Genomic DNA, 19,418 nt, shown 5'->3' with positions numbered 1-19,418 from the left:
AGTACAGGGGGGAACCGCATGCCCGATCCGACAGCGATGGACCCGCGAGTCCTGTATGCCGCCGCCGACCGGCTCGATGTCCTGTTCGACGAATCGGGAACTGCGCTACGCGATACCGACCGAGAGATCGCGGGCAGCGCAGACAGCTGGAAAGCGGAGGCGGCCACCGCGTTCGGGAGATTCAACGGATACCTCGACGAGCGCCGGTCGCTGCTGCAGACGAATATCGGTGAAATGGCCGAGCTGATGCGTTCGACGGCCGACAGCCTTCAGGCACAGGATCAGGCGACGTCGCAGGGTTTGTCGGAGCAGACTGCCGCACCACCGGAATCCAACAGTCTCAACATTTGACCGACCCCGGCGCGGCGCGGTCGCGATGGATGCTCCGGATCAGCTCCTACCGCACCCACGGCGACGCCGCGAGTGCGACCCGATACCCGCCGGCGCCTCCGGCGGGTATCGGCAGACAGCATTTCTGAAACAAGTTCACAGGGTGGCGACCAACGGCGCCAACCGCTTCAGCTGCTCCACATCGGGGACCGAAACCAGCAGCATCGTGACCCCGGAGGCCTCCCAGACCCCGATCTGCTCGCGCACCTGGGCCTCGTTGCCGATGATCGCCGTCTCGAGGACCAGTTCGTCCGGGACGGCGGCCGCGGCTTCGGCCTTCTTGCCGGCCTGGAAGAGGCGGCCGATCTCGTCGACCTCCTTCTCGTAGCCCATCCGGCGGTAGACCTGGGCGTGGAAGTTCAGTTCGGGCGCACCCATGCCGCCGATGTAGAGCGAGGTGATCCAGCGCATCCGCTCGATCTCCGAGGCGATATCGTCGGTGATGATCACCTGCGCGGTCGCGGCGATCTCGAAGTCCGCCCGCGAACGCCGGGCACCCGCACGCGCGAAGCCCTCGTCGAGCCATTCGTTGTACACATCCGCCATCCGCGGCGTGTAGTAGATGGCCAGCCAGCCGTCGGCGATCTCCGCGGTCAGCGCGACGTTCTTCGGGCCTTCGGCGCCCAGCCAGATCGGCAGATCCGCACGTAGCGGATGGGTTATCGGCTTGAGCGGTTTTCCCAGACCGGTGGCGCCGGGGCCGTTGAAGGGCAGCGGGTAGTTCGGGCCGTCGTTGGTCACCGGACCCTGCCGGGCCAAAACCTTGCGCACGATATCGACGTACTCGCGGGTGCGCTGCAACGGTTTGGCAAACGGCTGGCCGTACCAGCCCTCCACCACCTGCGGACCCGAGACGCCGAGCCCGAGGATGGCCCGGCCGCCGCTGAGGTGGTCGAGGGTCAGGGCGTGCATCGCGGTGGCGGTGGGGGTCCGCGCGGACAACTGCACCACCGAGGTGCCCAGCCGCACCCGTTCGGTCGCCGAGCCCCACCAGGCCAGCGGCGTGAACGCGTCCGAGCCCCAGGACTCGGCGGCGAACACCGCGTCGAACCCCGCCTGTTCGGCGGCCACGACGACTTCGGCGGCGTGTTCCGGCGGTCCGGCGCTCCAATATCCGAGCTGCAATCCGAACTTCACATCCGACCCCTTTCCGGCCTACTGCTTGCCAGCAGAATAAGAACCTGTTCTACTCGATATCGTGACTCAGGGGAATACTGCACCCACGGTAATTACGCAGGAACGCCCGCCGGGACTGAAACCGAGCGATGTGCTCAGTGCGCCCCTGCGGATGGAGTTCGACTACACGCGCTCCGTGGGACCCATCATCGGCAAGTTCCTTACCGGCCTGCGCGAGCGGCGCGTCTTCGGTAACCGAGGTTCGGACGGCCGGGTGCTCGTACCACCGGCCGAATTCGACCCGGTGACCTCCGAACCGCTCTCGGAGTTCGTCGAGGTCGCCGCGACCGGCACCGTGAAGTCCTGGAGCTGGGTACGCGACCCGCTTCCGGGCCAGCCCTTCGACCGGCCGTTCGCCTACGCGCTGATCCAGCTCGACGGCGCGGACACCGCGCTGCTGCACGCGGTCGACGTGCAGAGCCCGGAGCAGATCAGCACCGGTATGCGGGTGACCGCCCGCTGGGCCGCCGACCTCACCGGCACCATCCACGACATCGTCTGCTTCGAGCCCGGCGAGACACCGACGGCCGAACCGGCGCCGGCCTCGGACGCCGAACCGGTCACCGGGATCGTCACGCCGATCGGGATGGACTACAAACACACGGCCTCCCCGGAGGAGAGCACCTTCCTGCGCGGCCTCAAAGAGGGCAAGCTCATCGGCGCCCGGGCCGATTCCGACAGCAAGGTGTACTTCCCGCCGCGCGGCGTCGATCCCATGACCGGGCGGTCCACCGCGGAAACGGTCGAACTGGCCGAGACCGCGACGGTCACCACGTTCTGCATCGTGAACGTGCCGTTCCTCGGACAGCGGATCAAACCGCCCTATGTGGCGGCATATGTGCTGCTCGACGGCGCGGATATCCCGTTCCTGCACCTGGTGCTCGGTTGCGACGCGAGCGAGGTGCGGATGGGTATGCGGGTCAAGGTGGTCTGGAAGCCCCGCGAGGAGTGGGACTTCACCATGGCCAATATCGACCATTTCGAGCCGACCGGCGAGCCGGATGCCGACTACGACACCTACAAGCATCACCTGTGAGAGGGCTCCCCGCGTGACCATCACCGAGCGTTCCATCGACAACGCCACCGAGATCGCCGTCGTCGGCTTCGCGCACGCACCGCATGTCTCGGAGACCTACGGCACCACCAACGGTGTGGAGATGCTGGTGCCCTGCTTCCAGCAGCTCTACGACCAGCTCGGCATCACCAAATCCGATATCGGCTTCTGGTGCTCCGGATCGTCGGACTACCTCGCCGGCCGTTCCTTCTCGTTCATCTCCGCCATCGACTCGATCGGCGCGGTACCGCCGATCAACGAATCCCATGTGGAGATGGACGCGGCCTGGGCCCTGTACGAGGCATGGGTGAAACTGCGCTCCGGGCAGGCCGAAACCGCGCTGGTGTACGGGTTCGGTAAATCCTCGGCGAGCACCCTGCGCCAGGTGCTGACCACCCAGCTCGACCCGTACCTGGTCACCCCGCTGTGGCCGGATTCGCTGGCCATCGCCGGTCTGCAGGCCCGCGCCGGACTCGACGCCGGCCGCTGGACCGAACGGGATATGGCGGCGGTCTCGGCCGCGCACACCGTCGACGGCACGTCTGTCGACGAGCTGCTCGCGGGCGACTACGTCGCCGATCCGCTCCGGGCCCACGACTGCGCGCCGATCACCGACGGCGCGGCCGCGATCGTGCTGGCCGTGGGCGACCGCGCCCGCGAACTGACCGAACGTCCCGCGTGGATCACCGGGATGTCGCACCGGATCGATTCCAGTGTGCTGGGTGCCCGCGATCTCACCGTCTCCCCCTCGGCGGCGGCCGCGGGCCAGGCGGTGACCGGCGGCGACACCAGCGGTATCGACGTCGCCGAACTGCACGCGCCGTTCAGCCACCAGCAGCTCATCCTGACCGAGGCGCTCGGACTGAAACCCGAGACCAAGGTCAATCCGTCCGGCGGCGCGCTCGCCGCCAACCCCATGTTCGCCACCGGGCTCGAGCGCATCGGTTACGCCGCGCTGCCCATCATGGCGGGCGACGCCGGCCGCACCCTGGCACACGCCACCAGCGGCCCGGCCCTGCAGCAGAACCTTGTGACAGTCCTGGATTCGGAGGCCCGCCGATGAGTTTCCCCGCCGCGGTGCTGGGCACCGGACAGACCCATCACGTCGCCAAACGCGGCGACGTCACGATGGCCGGGATGTGCCGGGAGGCCATCGACCGGGCGCTGGCCGACGCCGAACTGACCATGGCCGATATCGATGCCATCGTCATCGGCAAGGCCCCGGACATGTTCGAGGGCATGATGATGCCCGAGCTGTACATGGCCGACGCGCTGGGCGCGCCCGGCAAGCCGCTGCTGCGCGTGCATACGGCCGGTTCGGTCGGCGGCTCCACCGCCAATGTGGCCGCCAACCTGGTGCAGGGCGGCGTGCACGAGCGGGTGCTGGCCATCGCCTGGGAGAAGCAGTCGGAATCCAACGCCATGTGGGCGCTGTCGATTCCGGTGCCGTTCACCATGCCGGTCGGCGCCGGCGCGGGCGGCTACTTCGCGCCCCATGTCCGCTCCTATATCCGGCGGTCCAACGCACCGCTGCACGTGGGCGCGATGGTCGCGGCGAAGGATCGCCGCAACGGGGCGAAGAATCCGTACGCGCATCTTCAGCAGGGCGACAAGACCATGGAAGAGGTGCTGGCCTCCCAGGTCCTGTGGGACCCCATTCGTTTCGACGAGACCTGCCCCTCCTCCGACGGCGCCTGCGCGGTGGTGATCGGCGGCGAGCAGTCGGCGACCGCGATGGAGGCCTCCGGCAAGAAGGTCGGCTGGATCCACGCCACCGCGATGCGCACCGAACCGCTGGCCTACGCCGGCCGCGACCAGGTGAACCCGCAGGCCGGGCAGGAAGCGGCCAAGGCGCTGTGGGCGCAGGCCGGGATCACCGACCCGCTCGCCGAGATCGACGCCGCCGAGATCTATGTGCCGTTCTCCTGGTTCGAGCCGATGTGGCTGGAGAACCTCGGTTTCGCCGCCCCCGGGGACGGCTGGAAACTCACCGACAAGGGTGAGACCGAGATCGGCGGCACCCTGCCGGTGAACCCCTCGGGCGGCGTGCTCTCGTCCAACCCGATCGGCGCGTCCGGCATGATCCGGTTCGCCGAGGCCGCGAAACAGGTCATGGGCCGGGCCGGCGACTACCAGGTCGAGAACGCCCGCAAGGCCGTGGGCCACGCGTACGGCGGCGGTTCGCAGTACTTCTCGATGTGGGTCGTCGGATCGGAACGCCGATGACTCTGCAATTCAGCCTCGGGATCGCACTGAGCCCGCTGGAGCAGCTGCCCGAACTCGCCCGGACCGCCGAGGAGGTGGGGTTCACCTCCATCGCCCTGCCGGATTCGCTGTTCTATATGAAGTCCCAGGCAGCGAAGTATCCGTACACGCCGGACGGCAGCCGCTTCTGGGGCCCGGAGACCCCGTGGGTGGATCCGCTGATCGCCGCGACCGCCATGGCCGCGGTGACCACGCGACTGCGCTTCTACACCAATGTCCTCAAACTCGGTTCGCGCAATCCGCTGCTGCTCGCCCGCCAGGTGGGGTCGGTGGCGAACCTGTCGAACAACCGGTTCGGCTTCGGTGTGGGGATCGGCTGGGCGCCGGAGGAATTCGAGTGGTGCGGGGTGCCCTACGCGCGCCGCGGCACCCGGGTCGACGAGATGATCGAGGTGATCAAGCTGGTACTGGCCGGCGGGATGGCCGAGTACCACGGCGAATTCTTCGATTTCGACGAACTGCAGATGAGCCCGGCGCCGAGCGAACCGGTCCCGTTCTATATCGGCGGCCATACCGAGGTCGCGCTGAAGCGCGCGGCCAAGGTCGGTGACGGCTGGACCTCGGCGATGATGAAGTTCGAGGATCTGCAGAGCACCATCGCCCGGCTGGGCGAACTGCGGGCGGAGTCCGGGCGGGCCGACGAACCGTTCGAGATCCAGGCCGTCTGCATCGACAAGTTCGGCCGCGACGGTTACCAGGAGCAGTACGACGCCGGTGTCACCGACGCCATCGTGATCCCCTGGCTGGCCGCGGGTATCGGATTCGACGGCGAAATCGAGGCGAAGAAGGACGCGCTGCGCAAATTCGCCGAAGAGAACATCCAGAACCCGATCAACTGATCCCCCTGTCGCCGCCGCCCACCCGGCGGCGACAGGTCTGCCGAGAGGACACCCCATGAGCAGCGACGAACATCCCGCCCGGGTGGCGGGCCTCGCCTCGCAGGCCGCGGTCCGGGCCCGGGACAAGGACGCCTGGCTCGCGCTGTTCGCCGCCGACGGCATCGTGGAGGACCCGATCGGGCCCTCCGGATTCGACCCCGAGGGCAAGGGGCATCGCGGGCCGGAGGCCATCGCGGCGTTCTGGGACAAGGCGATCGCCGGCACCGAATCCATCGAGTTCCTGTTCGGTGATTCCTTCGCCTGCGGCGCCGAAATCGCCTTCACCGGGACCATCCGCAGCATCATCGGCGGTCACCGCATCGACGCCGAGGGCGTTTTCACCTACAAGGTGGACGACGCCGGCAAGATCCTGGCGCTGCGCGCGTTCTGGGAAGTGGACCGCGCGATGGCGACCGCCACCAAGATCAGCTGAGCGGTGGGGCGGGCCGCCCCTCACGGCCCGCCCGGTCACTCGGCCGCACGACGAACAGGCCCCGCACTCTCGGTAGGTGCGGGGCCTGTTCGTTCGAAAAGCGAGAGAGTACCGGCCCCCGCGCAACCTCATCGGGCACGAGCCCGACCGGGCGCGGGGGCCGGTCCGGTGCCTACGCCGCCGCCACAACGACGCGGCACATCCCAGGGTTGAGGCGCCGGAGGCGACGCCACAATTACTTCTACTTGCCCGTTACCGGGCAGGTCTTGTAGTCGACCTCGAATTCCTTGATGCCGTTCAGCCAGCCCGACCGCAGGCGTTTGGGGTCGCCCAGCTTGCTGATATCGGGCATATGGTCGGCGATCGCGTTGAAGATCAGGTCGATTTCGAGCTTGGCCAGGTTGGCGCCGATGCAGTAATGCGCACCGGTGCCGCCGAAGGCGACATGCTGGTTGTCCTCGCGCATGATGTCGAACTTCTCCGGGTTCTCGAAGACGTCCTCGTCGAAGTTCGCCGACCGGTACAGCATCAGGACCCGCTGTCCCTTCTTGATCTCGACCCCGCCCAGTTCGGTGTCCTCGAGCGCGGTGCGCTGGAAGGTGGTGATGGGGCTGGCCCAGCGGATGATCTCGTCGGCCGCGGTCTTGGGGCGCTCCTTCTTGTAGAGCTCCCACTGATCCGGGTTCTCCAGGAAGGCGATCATGCCGTGGGTGATGGCGTTGCGGGTGGTCTCGTTACCCGCGACCGCCAGCAGCATCACGAAGAATCCGAATTCCTCGGACTTGAGGGATTCGCCGTCGATATCGGCCTCGACCAGGGTGGTGACGATATCGTCGGCCGGACAGGCCTTACGGGCCTCGGCCATCGCGTAGGCGTAGCCGAGCAGTTCGGTGGAGGCCTGTACCGGATCCACATCGATTTCCGGATCGTCGTACCCGGTCATCTCGTTGGACCAGGTGAACACCTTCATCCGGTCTTCCTGCGGGACGCCGATCAGCTCGGCGATCGCCTGCAGGGGCAGTTCGCAGGCGATCTGGGTGACGAAATCGCCGGATCCGGTCTCGGCCGCGGATTTGACGATCGCCTCGGTCCGCTTCGACAGTTCCTCGCGCAGCGAGTTGATCGCGCGGGGGGTGAACCCGCGCGAAATGATCTTGCGCATGCGGGTGTGCTCGGGCGGATCCATATTCAGCAGGATGAATCGCTGCAGGTCGATCTGCTCGCGCTCGATATCGTCGTTGAAGCGCGGCAGCGCCGTGTTCTCGTAGGTCGAGAACACATCGCTGCGTCGCGAGACCTCTTTGACATCGGCATGCTTGCTGACGACCCAGAAGCCGTCATCCTTGAATCCGCCGACCTCCGGCGACTTCTCCTGCCACCAGATCGGGGCGGTACGCCGGAGTTCGGCGAACTCCTCGACCGGAATCCGCTGCACATACATGTCCGGGTCCGTGACGTCGAACCCGTCCGGCAGGTTCGGCCGGGCATTGCGCGTATCGACCACCAGATGTCTCCTTCGACAAACTGAAACACGTTCTACAATCATTGAAGCACAGGCATGAGAACGAGGAAAGAAACCGGACTGATCCACACCTGTTCTGTGTGCGGAACACGTTACAGTTTTATGTCCGAAACGAAAGGTTCACCATGGGCTCACCCGTTATCGTCGAGGCAGCTCGCACCCCCATCGGCAAGCGCAACGGCTGGTTGTCCGGGCTGCACGCCGCCGAGATCCTCGGCCTCGCCCAGCGCGGCCTGCTCGACCGCGCCCATCTCGATCCGGCGAAGGTCGAACAGATCATCGGCGGCTGCGTCACCCAGGCGGGCGCGCAATCCAACAACATCACCCGCACCGCCTGGCTCGCCGCCGGCCTGCCCTGGCAGGTGGGCGCCACGACCATCGACGCCCAGTGCGGTTCGGCCCAGCAGGCCAATCACCTGATCGCCGGACTCATCGCCACCGGGGCCATCGATATCGGTGTGGCGTGCGGCGTGGAGGCCATGAGCCAGGTGCCACTGGGCGCCAATGTGGGCGAAGCGGCCGGGCCGCGGCGGCCCGAGGGCTGGGATATCGATATGCCCAACCAGTTCGAGGCGGCGGAGCGAATCGCCAAGCGGCGCGGTATCACCCGCGAGGATGTGGACGCGCTCGGCGTCCGGTCCCAGAAACTCGCCGCCCAGGCCTGGTCCGAAGGCCGTTTCGACCGTGAGGTGCTGACGATCACCGCGCCGGTGGTCGACAAGGAAGGCAATCCGACCGGCGAGAAGCAGGAGGTCAAGCGCGACCAGGGTCTCCGCGAGACCAGCGCGGAGAGCCTGGCGAAGCTGAAGCCGGTGCTGGAGGGCGGTATCCATACCGCCGGCACCTCCTCGCAGATCTCCGACGGCGCCGCGGCGGTGCTGCTGATGGACGAGAAGGCCGCCGAGCGTGAGGGTTTGCGCCCCCGCGCCCGCGTGGTGACCCAGTGCCTGGTCGGCGCGGAGCCCGAATTCCACCTGGACGGACCGGTGCAGGCCTGCGGCCGGTTGCTGGAGCGGTCCGGGATGAGCATCAACGATATCGAGCTGTTCGAGATCAACGAGGCGTTCGCCTCGGTCGCGCTGTCCTGGGCCCAGGTCCATCAGCCGGATATGGACCGGGTGAATGTGAACGGCGGCGCGATCGCGCTGGGCCATCCAGTGGGCTCGACGGGATCGCGACTGATCACCACCGCGTTGCACGAACTGGAGCGCTCCGACAAGAGCGTCGCAATGGTTCTCATGTGCGCCGGTGGCGCACTGGCGACAGGAACGATCATCGAACGCCTGTAGTCGTATCGCCGAATTACCCGATGCGGCACGGGTGATGGGGCCGGGGCCCGCAGTGTAAGTACACGCGAGCCCCGGCCTCGCCGCAAATTCCCCCTGTAGGTTGAACGTTCATCTCCCACTTTCCGCGACGTGTCGTACGCCACAAAAGGCGTAGAAGACCCACTGGGAGGGGTAACAGCTACCCGGAGGCTACTCGAGAGACTTCCGGGAAGACCCCCGCGACGGGCGGCTACCTGGCGGTATCAGTAGTCCGCAAGATCCGTGCGGGCAACCCGCAAACGCGAGACCACGGTCCACTTCTCCGGATACGCGCCTAGAAGCTTCAAGGAAATCCTGAATCAGGCGTAGGTTTTCAGTTACTGAGCCGCTAATATCAATGATAGGTATCCGAGATAACGACTGTTAGTACAGTGAAGGGAATTGGGCGGCTCACAATGGCTGATTTCGCGGCGCGGCTGAACAAGCTGTTCGAAACCGTGCATCCCCCGGGGCGCAAGCCGCATACCAATGCAGAGGTAGCGGCCGCTCTGACGGCATCCGGTCATCCGATCTCCAAACCGTATCTCTCGCAGTTACGGTCCGGGCAGCGTACGAATCCCTCCGACGAGACGGTGGCCGCTCTGGCGAAGTTCTTCAAGGTCAAGCCCGACTACTTCTTCAACGACATCTATGCCGCGAAGATCGACCACGATCTCGAGCTCCTCTCGCAGCTACAGGGTTACGGGCTGCGGCGGCTGTCCAGCCGGGCGTTCGACCTCTCCGAGGAGTCGCAGAATCTCCTCACCTCCATGGCGGAGAAACTGCGCGCCAGTGAAGGTCTCCCCGAAATTCCTCCGGACGGGACCGAATAGAACCGGAAGTCGACGCGGTGCGATCCGATCGGGGTCGCACCGCGTCGTCGTCCGCGGGTAACCATATCCGGCTCTACGTATGGATCGGCGGAACGAATTCGTCCGGCAGAAGTATCGCCGGGCCTGAACTTCTACGGTCGAGGCGATTCCAGACCGACCGCTCGGCATGATTTCCCGGGCCGCCGGGCGCGCAATCACAGTGACGTAACGGACATACCGCACACCCCCGGCAACTAGCGAACCGACATCTCCGCCGGATTCACGGGCTCCGGTTCGGCGTCGAAGGCCTGAGCGATCGCCTGCACCCAGCCGCGCGGGCTCATACCTTCGGGCGGCGCTATCCAGCGGGCGTCCACCATGGCCGGGCCGAGCGGATTGCGGGCCCACCGCGCCACCCGGCCGGCCCGCGCGGAGACCGAGTCGGGAGGCTCACCGGCGGTGGCGATCTCGACTCCGCCCCCGGACTGCAGGTAGAGCGCGTCCATGATCTGCGCGACCCGATCCGAAGCCTTGAGCTGGGTGGCGGTTCCGGTTTCCTCCTGCACGACCTCCGGGAAACGCTTCACCAGCACCCGGTGCAGCAGCCGGACCCGGCGCAGCAGCAGGCGCGCGCGGACCCACATCTCCACCACGATCCACACCGCCCCGAACGCGATGAGCAGCGCCGCCGCCTGCCAGACCGGCCATGCCCAGCCCGGTTGCCCGGCTTCGGCTCCCGCAGTATCGGTCAGGCCGCGCTGCACCTGCGCCGCCGCGAGCACGACAACGGTCGCGGTCCCGGTGATGTAGACCGCGATACCGCGGCCGAGCGCGGTCCAGCTCAGGTTCCGCAGCCCGGTGACCACGATGAACACACCCGCGGCCGCGATCACCGCCCAGCCCGCGATATAGGTCCGGGTGAGCGCGCCGAGCACCGCCAGCGCACCGACCCCGTAGATACCCCAGGCGATCTGGCGCAGATTCCGGCGCGAGACCACCGGCCACGCCGCCGACGCGACCACCGAGGTGGCGGCGACGAACAGCAGCCAGGCGCCGACCACCACCCCTTCGGAGAGCAGACCGGGCGGCAGGCCCCCCGGCAGCAGATTGTCGATGGCGAGCCCCACATCGGGGATGGCGGCCGTACAGGCCAGCGCCACCGCCGCGACGGCGATCACGATGGCCACCCGGGCGGTGGTCGCCGGTTTCACCAGTACCCGGCCCACGCGCGCGCCCGCGGCGATCCACACCAGCAGGGCGGTCAACCAGAACGTCATCCCAGAGCCTCATCGAATCGAAGGACCGAGACGCCCGCGCCCCGGCTGTTGAGTACGCGCAGGCGGGTCATCAGCATGGCGGCGAAGGTTTCGGCCTCCCATTCCGCCTGATCGTCCTCGCCGTCCTCGAGCGCCCGCTGGTGGGCACGCTGACTCAGCATGTAGGCGATGAGTTCGTCACTCACCTCGAGGGTCACCTCGGTGGCAGGCGCCCCCTCGTGGTCGAAGACGATATGGCCGAGTTCGTGGGCGAGCGTATGGTCGCGGCTCGGCAGCGCGCTGGCCAGCACGATGATGTCCTTGGCCGGGTAGTAGCGCCGCTGCCCGCACACCCCGGGCCCGAGATCGGCGTCGGCGATCTCGATCGGGCGGCCGCGTTCGGCCGCCACCGCGTGCACCACGTCTTCGAGAGTGGTGGCGTCGGCGTCCGCGGCCACCGCGCAGACCGCGTCGACCGCGGCGGCCACCCGGCGGTAGGCGAGGGCGTTCTGGGTTCGGCTCCGCGTCATCGCGATCACGCACCCGTTCCGAAGAATTCGGCACGCGCGGCGTCGATCCGCGCCTGCGCCTGCGCCGCGCTCTGGTAACTCATCACGGCCGAGCCCGCGCCCGCGATGGTCAGCGCCACCAGCCCGCCGATCACCGAGAGGACCTTCGGTGCGGGCAGCAGATCCTCCGCGTTCGTGGGCCGCACCGCGTGATTCGGCGGCGCGGCGAGCGCGGGAGCTCCGCCGGGAGCCGCGTTCGGGGGTGCGGGCGGCGGGGTCGCGGTGAGACCGGCGCCGACGGCGACGGCCGCGCCGGCCCCGAGTCCGCCCCCGGGCGCCGGTAGCGCGAGAGGCGGCCCGACCGGTGGTGCCGGGACCGGGGGCAGCGGGATGAGGAGTAGCAGAAGCGGAGCCGCCGAACCGACCGCTGCCGATCCCACCGCGGCCGAACCGGTGGCTGCCGAACCGGCTGCCGCCGATCCCGTCGCCGCCGAACCGACCGCGGCCGATCCCACCGCGGCGGAACCGGTCCCCAGCACCCCGGCCCCGGCCGAGCCCACGGCCGCCGAACCGGTCCCGAGGACCCCGGCACCCGCGGAACCCACGGCCGCCGAACCGGTCCCCAGCAGTGCCGAACCTGTACCGAGCGCCGCCGAACCGGTCGCGCCGACACCGACACCCGCCGAACCGACCGCGGCCGAACCGACGCCGACTCCGGCCGAACCGGTACCCGCCAGGGCCGATCCCGTTCCCGCGGCGGCCGAACCGGTGAGTCCGAGCGGGGCGAGGGCGGCGGAACCCACCGCCGCCGAACCGGTGGCGAGGATGGTTCCCAGGGCGGTGCCCGCCAAGCCGGCCGCACCCGCCGGACCGGCGACCGGGGCGGGAGCGGGCGCCGGAGGCGGTGCGGATTCGGTGGCACCGCTCACCACGGCTTCGCCGGCGCGGCCGGGAATGCCGAGCGGCTGCCATCGGGCTACGTCTTCGGAGTCGGCGGCACCGGTCTCGGCCGGTCCGGGATCCGGGCTACCGCTGCCGGTATCGGCCGGTACACCGTGCCCCGGAATGGCCAGCGATCCCCCGTCACCCGGCGGTTGGGGCGCACCGGGTGGCACCGGCGCGGCCCCACCCGCACTACCGGTGGGTCCCTGTTCCAGGATCGGGTCGCGTCCCGGATCGGCGTGGGTATATCCCGTCCCCCCGGCCAGTCCCAGACAACCCGCCGCCCCGGCCACTGCGAGCAATCGCCTGATGCGACCCACGGCCATGCGCCAGCCATCCCCTCGATCGGTATTGCGGATTCCCCCCGGTGATGACGGCTTCCGGGCAGAACGAACGAACGGTTGCTCATGGTAAACCAGGCTCACGACCGGTGCATGAGGAAGCGGTGGACCGGTGAAAGCGATACCGGTCCACCGCAGTTCGGGGTGTGGGCCTGCGTGCGAAGACGCCGATCCATAGTGTTGTAGGTCACAGTGACCAGGTTGTGGGTCGGATAGCTGACCGGCCGCACGGATCCGCGTCCGCCGCCGGTTCCGCGCTCCCGGCACGGCCGATCCGCACCCGGTCGCCGTCCTCGGCGACCGAGGGAACCGGGCGACCCGGTTCGCTCGGGTCAGGCGCCGTAGACGGGTTCCGGGGTCGCGCCCTTGGCGATCAGCTCCGCGACCACCGTGCCGAGCTCGGCCGGCTGCCAGCGGGTGCCGCGGTCGACCGGGACGCCGTGCCGCCAGCCCTCGGCCAGCGCCAGCCGCCCGCCCTCGACTTCGAACATGCGGCCGGTGATCCCGGCCGATTCGGAACTTCCCAGCCACACCACGATGGGTGAGATGTTCTCCGGCGCCATGGCGTCGAAGCCGTCCTCCGGTTTCGCCATCATGTCGGCGAACACCGTTTCGGTCATCCTGGTGCGGGCCGACGGGGCGATCGCGTTCACGGTGACGCCGTAGCGCGCGAACTCCGCGGAGGCGGTGAGGGTCAAGCCCGCGATACCCGCCTTCGCGGCGCCGTAGTTGCCCTGGCCGACACTGCCCTGCAGCCCGGCGCCGGAGCTGGTGTTGATGATCCGCGCGTCGACGGGACGACCGGCCTTCGATTCGGCCCGCCAATACGCGGCGGCGTGCCGCATGGTGGCGAAATGCCCCTTGAGGTGGACGCGGACCACCGCGTCCCATTCGTCCTCACCGAGGTTCACCAGCATGCGGTCGCGGACGAAACCCGCATTGTTGACCAGCACGTCCAGGCCGCCGAAGGTGTCCACGGCCTGCTGGACGAGGTTCTGGGCGCCCTCCCAGCTCGCGATGTCGTCACCGTTGGCGACCGCTTCCCCGCCCGCGGCGCGGATCTCGGTGACGACCTGTTCGGCGGGGGTCTCCGCGGTCGACTCACCGCTGAGGCTGGTGCCGATATCGTTGACCACGACCTTCGCCCCCTCGGCGGCGAAGGCGAGCGCGTGCGCCCGGCCGATGCCCCGGCCCGCGCCGGTGATGATCACGGTCCGTCCGGCGCAGATGCCCTCGGTTGCCATATGCGTTCCTATCGTCGATGTCGGTATCGGGTGGTGGTCGAACTACGGGTGCGCGGTCTCGCTGCCCGCCGAATGGCCCGCTGTCGCCACCGACAGGAAGGCCGGGGGCTCCCCGCCGCCGTGGATCTGCAGTGTCGCGCCGCTGATATAGGCGGCGAGGGGCGAGAGCAGGAACGCCACCCCGTTGCCGACATCCTCGGGCCGGGCCAGCCGGCCCATCGGGATGGTCCGCCCGACCGCGGCGACGCCGTCGTCGTCGCCGTAGTGCAGGGCGCTCAGTTCGGTTTCCACCGCGCCGACCACCAGCGAGTTGATGCGGACCCGGGGCGCCCACTCGGCGGCGAGCGAAACGGTCAGAGCGTCGACCCCGGCCTTGGCCGCACCGTATGCGGCCGTTCCGGGCGAGGGCCGGTGGCCGCTGAGGCTGGAGATATTGACGATCGATCCGCCGGACTCCTGGCGGCTGATCACCGCGTGCGCCGCCTGCGCCACATGCAGGGCGGAGAGCAGATTCAGTTCGATGATCTTGGTGTGGAACCGCGGGCTGGCATCGGCGGCCAGCGCGTAGGGCGCTCCGCCGGCGTTGTTGACCGCGTGGTCGAGCCGGCCGTGCCGGGCGACGATTTCCGCGACCATCGCCTGCACCGCGTCGGCATCGCGCACATCGCAGGGCAGGAAATCGATACCGCGGCCGTCCACTTCCACCGGTTGGTCGCCGGGCCGGCGGGCGCAGGCCACCACGGTCGCGCCGGCGGCCAGCAGGACCCGGCTGATCCCGGCGCCGACCCCGCGGACTCCGCCGGTTACCAGAACGACGCGATCGGACAGGTCGATTTCGAGTGCCACCGTGTTAACCTACCAAGCAATTGCTTGCTTAGCCAAGATGCTCGAGATGCGAGATGGGATACGCGATGGGGATCAAGCGCCATACGGAATCCGCCGGTATCGCCGTGGTCACGGTCGACTATCCGCCGGTCAACGCCATACCCTCGGACGGCTGGTTCGCCCTCGCCGACGAGATCCGGGCCGCGGGACGCGACCCCGAGACCCGGGTGGTGGTGTTGCGCGCGGAGGGCCGCGGGTTCAACGCGGGCGTCGATATCAAGGAAATCCAGCGCAAACCCGGCCACCAGGCGCTGATCGACGCCAACCACGGATGCTTCGAGGCGTTCGGCGCGGTCTATGACTGCGCGGTTCCGGTGATCACCGCGGTCCAGGGCTTCTGCCTGGGCGGCGGTATCGGGCTGGTCGGCAACTCCGACATCATCCTCGCCTCCGAGGACGCGACCTTCGGCCTGCCCGAGGTCGACCGTGGCGCGCTCGGCGCCGCCACCCACCTGGCGCGCCTGGTCCCCCAGCATCTGATGCGGGCGCTGTTCTTCACCGCGAGCACCGCCACCGCGCAGCAGCTGCACCACTACGGGTCGGTGCTGAAGGTCGTACCGCGTGCCGAACTGGACGCCGCCGCGCTCGAGGTCGCGAAGGATATCGCCGCCAAGGACGGGCGTGTGATCCGTGCCGCGAAACGCGCCCTCAACGGTATCGACGTGCAGGACGTGCACCGCAGCTACCGGTTCGAGCAGGGTTTCACCTTCGAACTGAACCTTTCCGGGGCCTCCGACGAGATCCGCGAACGATTCGACGCCGATCTGGCGGCGCAGAAGGACAAGAACTGACATGGAACGGAAAACCATGCGAGACAAGCGGAAATCGCTGGACGAGATCGTCGGCGAACTGCGCAGCGGAATGACCATCGGCATCGGCGGCTGGGGGTCGCGGCGCAAGCCGATGGCCCTGGTGCGCGCGCTGCTGCGGTCGGATGTCACCGACCTCACCGTGGTCACCTACGGCGGCCCGGACCTCGGCCTGCTGCTTTCGGCGGGCAAGGTCCGCAAGGCCTACTACGGCTTCGTATCCCTGGATTCGGCGCCGTTCTACGATCCCTGGTTCGCCAAGGCCCGCACCTCCGGGCAGATCGTGGCCCGCGAAATGGACGAGGGCATGCTCAAATGCGGCCTCGAGGCGGCCGCCGCGCGGCTGCCGTTCCTGCCGATCCGCGCCGGGCTCGGCTCCGACGTCCCCAACTTCTGGGACGGCGAACTGACCACCGTCACCTCGCCGTATCCGGGTCCGGACGGCCGCGCCGAAACCCTGATCGCCATGCCCGCGTTGAATCTCGACGCCGCGCTGGTGCACCTGAACATCGGCGACGCCCACGGCAATGCCGCCTACCAGGGTGTGGACCCGTATATGGACGACCTGTTCTGCCTGGCGGCCGAGAAGCGCTACCTGTCGGTGGAGCGGATCGTGGAAACCGAGGAGCTGGTGAAAACGGTTCCCCCGCAGTCCCTGCTGCTCAACCGCATGATGGTCGACGCGGTGGCCGAGGCCCCGAACGGCGCGCATTTCACCCTCGGCGGCGAGAGCTACGGCCGGGACGAGAAGTTCCAGCGCCACTACGTCGAGGCGGCCGGGTCGCCGGAGACCTGGCAGACCTTCGTCGACACCTACCTCAGCGGCTCCGAAGCCGACTACCAGGCCGCCGTCGCGCGATTCAAGGAGGAGCAGCGGTGACCAGCACCGACACCATCACCCGCGCCGAGGTCTGCGCGATCGCCTGCGCCGAGATCTTCCGCGACGCCGGGGAGATCTTCGCCAGTCCCATGACCCCGATGGCGCAACTCGGGGCGCGACTGGCGAAACTCACCTTCGAACCCGATCTGCTGCTCTCCGACGGCGAGGCGTTCTTCCTGGCCGAGACCCCGCCGATCGGCGGCAAGGCGCCCGTGGAGGGCTGGATCCCGTTCCGCCGGGTCTTCGACGTCCTGGCCTCGGGCCGCCGCCATGTGGTGATGGGCGCCAACCAGATCGACCGCTACGGCAACCAGAACCTGTCCGCGTTCGGTCCGCTGCAGCAGCCGACCCGGCAGATGTTCGGCGTGCGCGGGGCGCCCGGCAACACCATCAACCACCCCACCAGCTACTGGGTCGCGCGGCACACCAAACGAGTGTTCAGCGAGCAGGTGGATATCGTCGCCGGTGTCGGATACGACAAAGTCGATCCCGCCAACCCCGCCTTCCGGTTCCACCACATCCACCGGGTGGTCACCAACCTGGGCGTTTTCGATTTCAACGGGCCGGACCACACCATGCGGGCGCTGAGCCTGCACCCCGGGGTCACCGCCGACGAGGTCGCCGAGAACACCTCGTTCGAGATCGCCGGCCTGGCCACCGCCGGGGAATCCCGCCTGCCGGCCGACGAGGAACTGCGGATCATCCGCGAGGTACTGGATCCCAAGAAGATCCGTGAGAAGGAGGTCCCGCAGTGACTCCCCGGCTGCGGACCCCGCTGACCGAACTCGTCGGCATCGAACACCCCGTCGTGCAGACCGGTATGGGCTGGGTCGCGGGCCCGAGCCTGGTCTCCGCGACCTCGAACGCCGGCGGACTGGGCATTCTGGCCTCGGCCACCATGACCTACGACGAGCTGGAAACGGCCATCGCCAAAACCAAGGCGCAGACCGATAAACCGTTCGGCGTCAACATCCGCGCCGACGCCTCCGACGCCGGCGAGCGGATCGACCTGCTGATCCGCGAGAACGTGAAGGTCGCGTCGTTCGCCCTGGCGCCCAAGAAGGACCTCATCGCCAAGCTGAAAGACGCGGGCGTGGTGGTGGTCCCGTCCATCGGCGCGGCCAAGCACGCGGTGAAGGTCGCCTCCTGGGGCGCCGACGCGGTCGTCGTCCAGGGCGGCGAAGGCGGCGGGCACACCGGCCCGGTCGCCACCACCCTGCTGCTGCCGTCGGTGCTGGACGCGGTGGATATCCCGGTGATCGCGGCGGGCGGTTTCTACGACGGCCGCGGCCTGGCCGCCGCCCTCGCCTACGGTGCCGCCGGTGTCGCGATGGGAACCCGCTTCCTGCTCACCCAGGAGAGCAGCGTCCCCGATTCGGTGAAACAGGAATACCTGCGCCGGCCCCTCGGCCAGACCGTCGTCTCCACCAAGGTCGACGGTATGCCGCACCGGGTCCTCAATACCGAACTCGTCCAGAAACTGGAGAACTCGGGACGTATCCGCGGGCTCACCGCCGCGGTCGGGAACGCGGCCCGGTTCAAGAGCATGACCGGGATGAAATGGTCCACGCTGGTCAAAGACGGTTTGGCCATGCGCAAGGCCAAGGACCTCACCTGGTCGCAGGTGGTCATGGCGGCCAACACCCCCATGCTGCTGCGCGCCGGGCTGGTCGAGGGAAACACCGAGGCCGGTGTGCTGGCCGCGGGCCAGGTCAGCGGCATCCTGGAAGATCTGCCGACCTGCCAGGAGTTGATCGACCGGATCGTGACGGAGGCGGTCGCGCGGATCGGCAGTATCGCCGAACTCCCCCGGACCGCGGAATCGAACAGCTGACAGAGTTCGCCGAACATCCCCTCCCGCTCCCCGCAGCCCGAACCGGATTTCCCGGCCGGGTCCCGCGGGGAGCGGTGTTTCCGGGAGGTGCTCAGGCCCGCGGCCAGGGACGCACCTCGCCCCAGCCCCAGGTGGGTGTGGGTTCACTGTCCCCTTCCGGAGCGTCCGGGCCAGAGAACAACAGTGCCATCCGAGTTCCCCATTCCAGGTATCCCACGAACGCCGACCGGAATTCGGCGTCGGTGGGCAGCCCGACCTCGTCGGCCGTATCGAGTAGCAGAGTCATCCAGCGCCGGCGCTGTTCCTCGGTGAGCGCCTTGCCCCGGTGCCGCGAGATCATGTGCTGATGGCCGCCGTGGGACTCCGAGTACACCGTGGGCCCACCGAAAACCTCACCGAGCCAGGCCGCTACATGTTTCGCGTGGTCGGGATGCATACCGTCGAACACCGGCGCCAGCACGGGGTCCGCGGGCACGCGCTCGTAGAACGTCGCGAAGAGTTTCTCGAAGGCCGCCGCCCCGCCTGCCCAATCGTAGAGCGAAGGCACCAGGGCGACCGGCTCGTAATGCCGCATCTCCTCGATATCGGTCACATAGTGCTCGATCTCGGCGAAGAACGCCCGGAACTGGGAGCTCTTGCGGAACCTGTCCAGGTGATCGCTCGCCGAGGTCCAGGTCAGCCGGAGGGTGTAGACCTCGGGTTCGTCGACGCACCGGTCCAGGTCGTAGGTCCGGCAATAGGGCGAGGACTGCAGCGATACCACGGCCCGCCGATAAGCGTCCTCGAAAGCGGCCGGATCGGTGATGCGGTACCGGATGTACTCGGTGATCATCGAAGAATTCGATCACCTCCGGACGTGCCTGTACAACAACGCTATCCGT

At 68.2% G+C, this 19,418-nt stretch carries 20 protein-coding genes; 12 read left to right on the top strand and 8 right to left on the bottom strand.

The annotated features are described in order from the left end of the window. Positions 1-18: 18 nt before the first annotated feature. Positions 19-351, top strand: coding sequence for a WXG100 family type VII secretion target (locus ACZ6SF_RS30525; protein ID WP_466066806.1), 333 nt, complete (start codon positions 19-21; stop codon positions 349-351). Positions 352-486: 135 nt separating this feature from the next. Here the strand turns inward: ACZ6SF_RS30525 and ACZ6SF_RS30520 are convergent, their stop codons facing one another. Further along, positions 487-1,527, bottom strand: coding sequence for an LLM class F420-dependent oxidoreductase (locus ACZ6SF_RS30520; protein WP_466066805.1), 1,041 nt, complete (start codon positions 1,525-1,527; stop codon positions 487-489). Positions 1,528-1,588: 61 nt separating this feature from the next. On the opposite strand from ACZ6SF_RS30520, the gene ACZ6SF_RS30515 reads away from it, so the two are divergent. From ACZ6SF_RS30515 to ACZ6SF_RS30495, 5 genes are read left to right on the top strand one after another with little or no spacing between them, the layout of a single operon-like run. After that, entirely contained in the window at positions 1,589-2,602 is a 1,014-nt protein-coding gene (locus ACZ6SF_RS30515) for a Zn-ribbon domain-containing OB-fold protein (protein ID WP_466066803.1), read from the top strand. A gap of 13 nt (positions 2,603-2,615) precedes the next feature. Continuing rightward, positions 2,616-3,683: a thiolase domain-containing protein gene (locus tag ACZ6SF_RS30510; protein ID WP_466066801.1), complete on the top strand. Its 1,068-nt coding sequence runs from the start codon at positions 2,616-2,618 to the stop codon at positions 3,681-3,683. After that, positions 3,680-4,846 (top strand): thiolase domain-containing protein, encoded by a 1,167-nt coding sequence (locus tag ACZ6SF_RS30505; protein WP_466066799.1) that lies wholly within the window; start codon positions 3,680-3,682, stop codon positions 4,844-4,846. The genes ACZ6SF_RS30510 and ACZ6SF_RS30505 overlap by 4 nt, the downstream gene beginning before the upstream one ends. Positions 4,847-4,848: 2 nt before the next feature. Further along, complete coding sequence (locus tag ACZ6SF_RS30500) at positions 4,849-5,724, top strand: TIGR03619 family F420-dependent LLM class oxidoreductase (protein WP_466066945.1); 876 nt, start codon at positions 4,849-4,851, stop codon at positions 5,722-5,724. Between the two features lie 55 nt (positions 5,725-5,779). Next, positions 5,780-6,196: a nuclear transport factor 2 family protein gene (locus ACZ6SF_RS30495; protein ID WP_466066797.1), complete on the top strand. Its 417-nt coding sequence runs from the start codon at positions 5,780-5,782 to the stop codon at positions 6,194-6,196. A 241-nt stretch (positions 6,197-6,437) separates the two neighbouring features. Here ACZ6SF_RS30495 and ACZ6SF_RS30490 read toward each other — a convergent pair whose 3' ends face one another. After that, positions 6,438-7,742: a cytochrome P450 gene (locus ACZ6SF_RS30490; protein WP_466066943.1), complete on the bottom strand. Its 1,305-nt coding sequence runs from the start codon at positions 7,740-7,742 to the stop codon at positions 6,438-6,440. Between the two features lie 101 nt (positions 7,743-7,843). On the opposite strand from ACZ6SF_RS30490, the gene ACZ6SF_RS30485 reads away from it, so the two are divergent. Together ACZ6SF_RS30485 and ACZ6SF_RS30480 are read left to right on the top strand one after the other, a co-directional pair. Continuing rightward, positions 7,844-9,007 carry a steroid 3-ketoacyl-CoA thiolase gene (locus ACZ6SF_RS30485; RefSeq protein WP_466066795.1) on the top strand — a complete coding sequence of 388 codons (1,164 nt, stop codon included), beginning with the start codon at positions 7,844-7,846 and terminating at the stop codon, positions 9,005-9,007. A gap of 434 nt (positions 9,008-9,441) precedes the next feature. Next, positions 9,442-9,858: a helix-turn-helix domain-containing protein gene (locus ACZ6SF_RS30480; protein WP_011207048.1), complete on the top strand. Its 417-nt coding sequence runs from the start codon at positions 9,442-9,444 to the stop codon at positions 9,856-9,858. A gap of 233 nt (positions 9,859-10,091) precedes the next feature. Here ACZ6SF_RS30480 and ACZ6SF_RS30475 read toward each other — a convergent pair whose 3' ends face one another. From ACZ6SF_RS30475 to ACZ6SF_RS30455, 5 genes are all read right to left on the bottom strand, one after another. Then, a complete protein-coding gene (locus ACZ6SF_RS30475) occupies positions 10,092-11,114 on the bottom strand; it encodes a hypothetical protein (RefSeq protein ID WP_466066793.1) in 1,023 nt (340 codons plus the stop codon). Continuing rightward, positions 11,111-11,623: an ImmA/IrrE family metallo-endopeptidase gene (locus tag ACZ6SF_RS30470; protein ID WP_466066792.1), complete on the bottom strand. Its 513-nt coding sequence runs from the start codon at positions 11,621-11,623 to the stop codon at positions 11,111-11,113. The genes ACZ6SF_RS30475 and ACZ6SF_RS30470 overlap by 4 nt, the downstream gene beginning before the upstream one ends. Before the next feature lie 5 nt (positions 11,624-11,628). Continuing rightward, positions 11,629-12,870, bottom strand: coding sequence for a hypothetical protein (locus ACZ6SF_RS30465; protein WP_466066790.1), 1,242 nt, complete (start codon positions 12,868-12,870; stop codon positions 11,629-11,631). A 347-nt stretch (positions 12,871-13,217) separates the two neighbouring features. Further along, positions 13,218-14,129, bottom strand: a complete 912-nt coding sequence (locus ACZ6SF_RS30460) for an SDR family oxidoreductase (RefSeq protein WP_466066788.1) — start codon at positions 14,127-14,129, stop codon at positions 13,218-13,220. Between the two features lie 42 nt (positions 14,130-14,171). Further along, positions 14,172-14,975, bottom strand: coding sequence for an SDR family oxidoreductase (locus ACZ6SF_RS30455; RefSeq protein ID WP_466066786.1), 804 nt, complete (start codon positions 14,973-14,975; stop codon positions 14,172-14,174). 65 nt (positions 14,976-15,040) lie between these two features. On the opposite strand from ACZ6SF_RS30455, the gene ACZ6SF_RS30450 reads away from it, so the two are divergent. The 4 genes from ACZ6SF_RS30450 to ACZ6SF_RS30435 are packed head-to-tail and all read left to right on the top strand — an operon-like array spanning position 15,041 to position 18,537. After that, the gene (locus tag ACZ6SF_RS30450; protein ID WP_466066785.1) at positions 15,041-15,805 is read left to right on the top strand and encodes an enoyl-CoA hydratase family protein; all 765 of its coding nucleotides are present in this window, start codon (positions 15,041-15,043) and stop codon (positions 15,803-15,805) included. A gap of 16 nt (positions 15,806-15,821) precedes the next feature. Next, positions 15,822-16,703 (top strand): CoA transferase subunit A, encoded by an 882-nt coding sequence (locus ACZ6SF_RS30445; protein ID WP_466066783.1) that lies wholly within the window; start codon positions 15,822-15,824, stop codon positions 16,701-16,703. After that, on the top strand, positions 16,700-17,458 hold the full coding sequence (locus ACZ6SF_RS30440) for a CoA-transferase subunit beta (protein ID WP_466066781.1): 759 nt from the start codon (positions 16,700-16,702) through the stop codon (positions 17,456-17,458). Before ACZ6SF_RS30445 ends, ACZ6SF_RS30440 begins: the two co-directional genes overlap by 4 nt. Then, the gene (locus ACZ6SF_RS30435; protein ID WP_466066779.1) at positions 17,455-18,537 is read left to right on the top strand and encodes an NAD(P)H-dependent flavin oxidoreductase; all 1,083 of its coding nucleotides are present in this window, start codon (positions 17,455-17,457) and stop codon (positions 18,535-18,537) included. The genes ACZ6SF_RS30440 and ACZ6SF_RS30435 overlap by 4 nt, the downstream gene beginning before the upstream one ends. Positions 18,538-18,628: 91 nt before the next feature. Here the strand turns inward: ACZ6SF_RS30435 and ACZ6SF_RS30430 are convergent, their stop codons facing one another. Then, the gene (locus ACZ6SF_RS30430) at positions 18,629-19,369 is read right to left on the bottom strand and encodes a globin domain-containing protein (protein WP_466066777.1); all 741 of its coding nucleotides are present in this window, start codon (positions 19,367-19,369) and stop codon (positions 18,629-18,631) included. Positions 19,370-19,418 lie beyond the last annotated feature (49 nt).

This window comes from Nocardia sp. NPDC049935, assembly GCF_055586645.1.
This window is presented reverse-complemented; position numbering and strand designations above follow the sequence as displayed.

Bases quoted from the DNA above. Each gene is read 5' to 3' on its own strand.
- ACZ6SF_RS30525 (WP_466066806.1), top strand. From the start codon at position 19: ATGCCCGATCCGACAGCGATGGACCCGCGAGTCCTGTATGCCGCCGCC.
- ACZ6SF_RS30505 (WP_466066799.1), top strand. From the start codon at position 3,680: ATGAGTTTCCCCGCCGCGGTGCTGGGCACCGGACAGACCCATCACGTC.
- ACZ6SF_RS30495 (WP_466066797.1), top strand. From the start codon at position 5,780: ATGAGCAGCGACGAACATCCCGCCCGGGTGGCGGGCCTCGCCTCGCAG.
- ACZ6SF_RS30490 (WP_466066943.1), bottom strand. From the start codon at position 7,742: ATGATTGTAGAACGTGTTTCAGTTTGTCGAAGGAGACATCTGGTGGTC.
- ACZ6SF_RS30485 (WP_466066795.1), top strand. From the start codon at position 7,844: ATGGGCTCACCCGTTATCGTCGAGGCAGCTCGCACCCCCATCGGCAAG.
- ACZ6SF_RS30480 (WP_011207048.1), top strand. From the start codon at position 9,442: ATGGCTGATTTCGCGGCGCGGCTGAACAAGCTGTTCGAAACCGTGCAT.
- ACZ6SF_RS30475 (WP_466066793.1), bottom strand. From the start codon at position 11,114: ATGACGTTCTGGTTGACCGCCCTGCTGGTGTGGATCGCCGCGGGCGCG.
- ACZ6SF_RS30470 (WP_466066792.1), bottom strand. From the start codon at position 11,623: ATGACGCGGAGCCGAACCCAGAACGCCCTCGCCTACCGCCGGGTGGCC.
- ACZ6SF_RS30465 (WP_466066790.1), bottom strand. From the start codon at position 12,870: ATGGCCGTGGGTCGCATCAGGCGATTGCTCGCAGTGGCCGGGGCGGCG.
- ACZ6SF_RS30460 (WP_466066788.1), bottom strand. From the start codon at position 14,129: ATGGCAACCGAGGGCATCTGCGCCGGACGGACCGTGATCATCACCGGC.
- ACZ6SF_RS30450 (WP_466066785.1), top strand. From the start codon at position 15,041: ATGGGGATCAAGCGCCATACGGAATCCGCCGGTATCGCCGTGGTCACG.
- ACZ6SF_RS30445 (WP_466066783.1), top strand. From the start codon at position 15,822: ATGCGAGACAAGCGGAAATCGCTGGACGAGATCGTCGGCGAACTGCGC.
- ACZ6SF_RS30430 (WP_466066777.1), bottom strand. From the start codon at position 19,369: ATGATCACCGAGTACATCCGGTACCGCATCACCGATCCGGCCGCTTTC.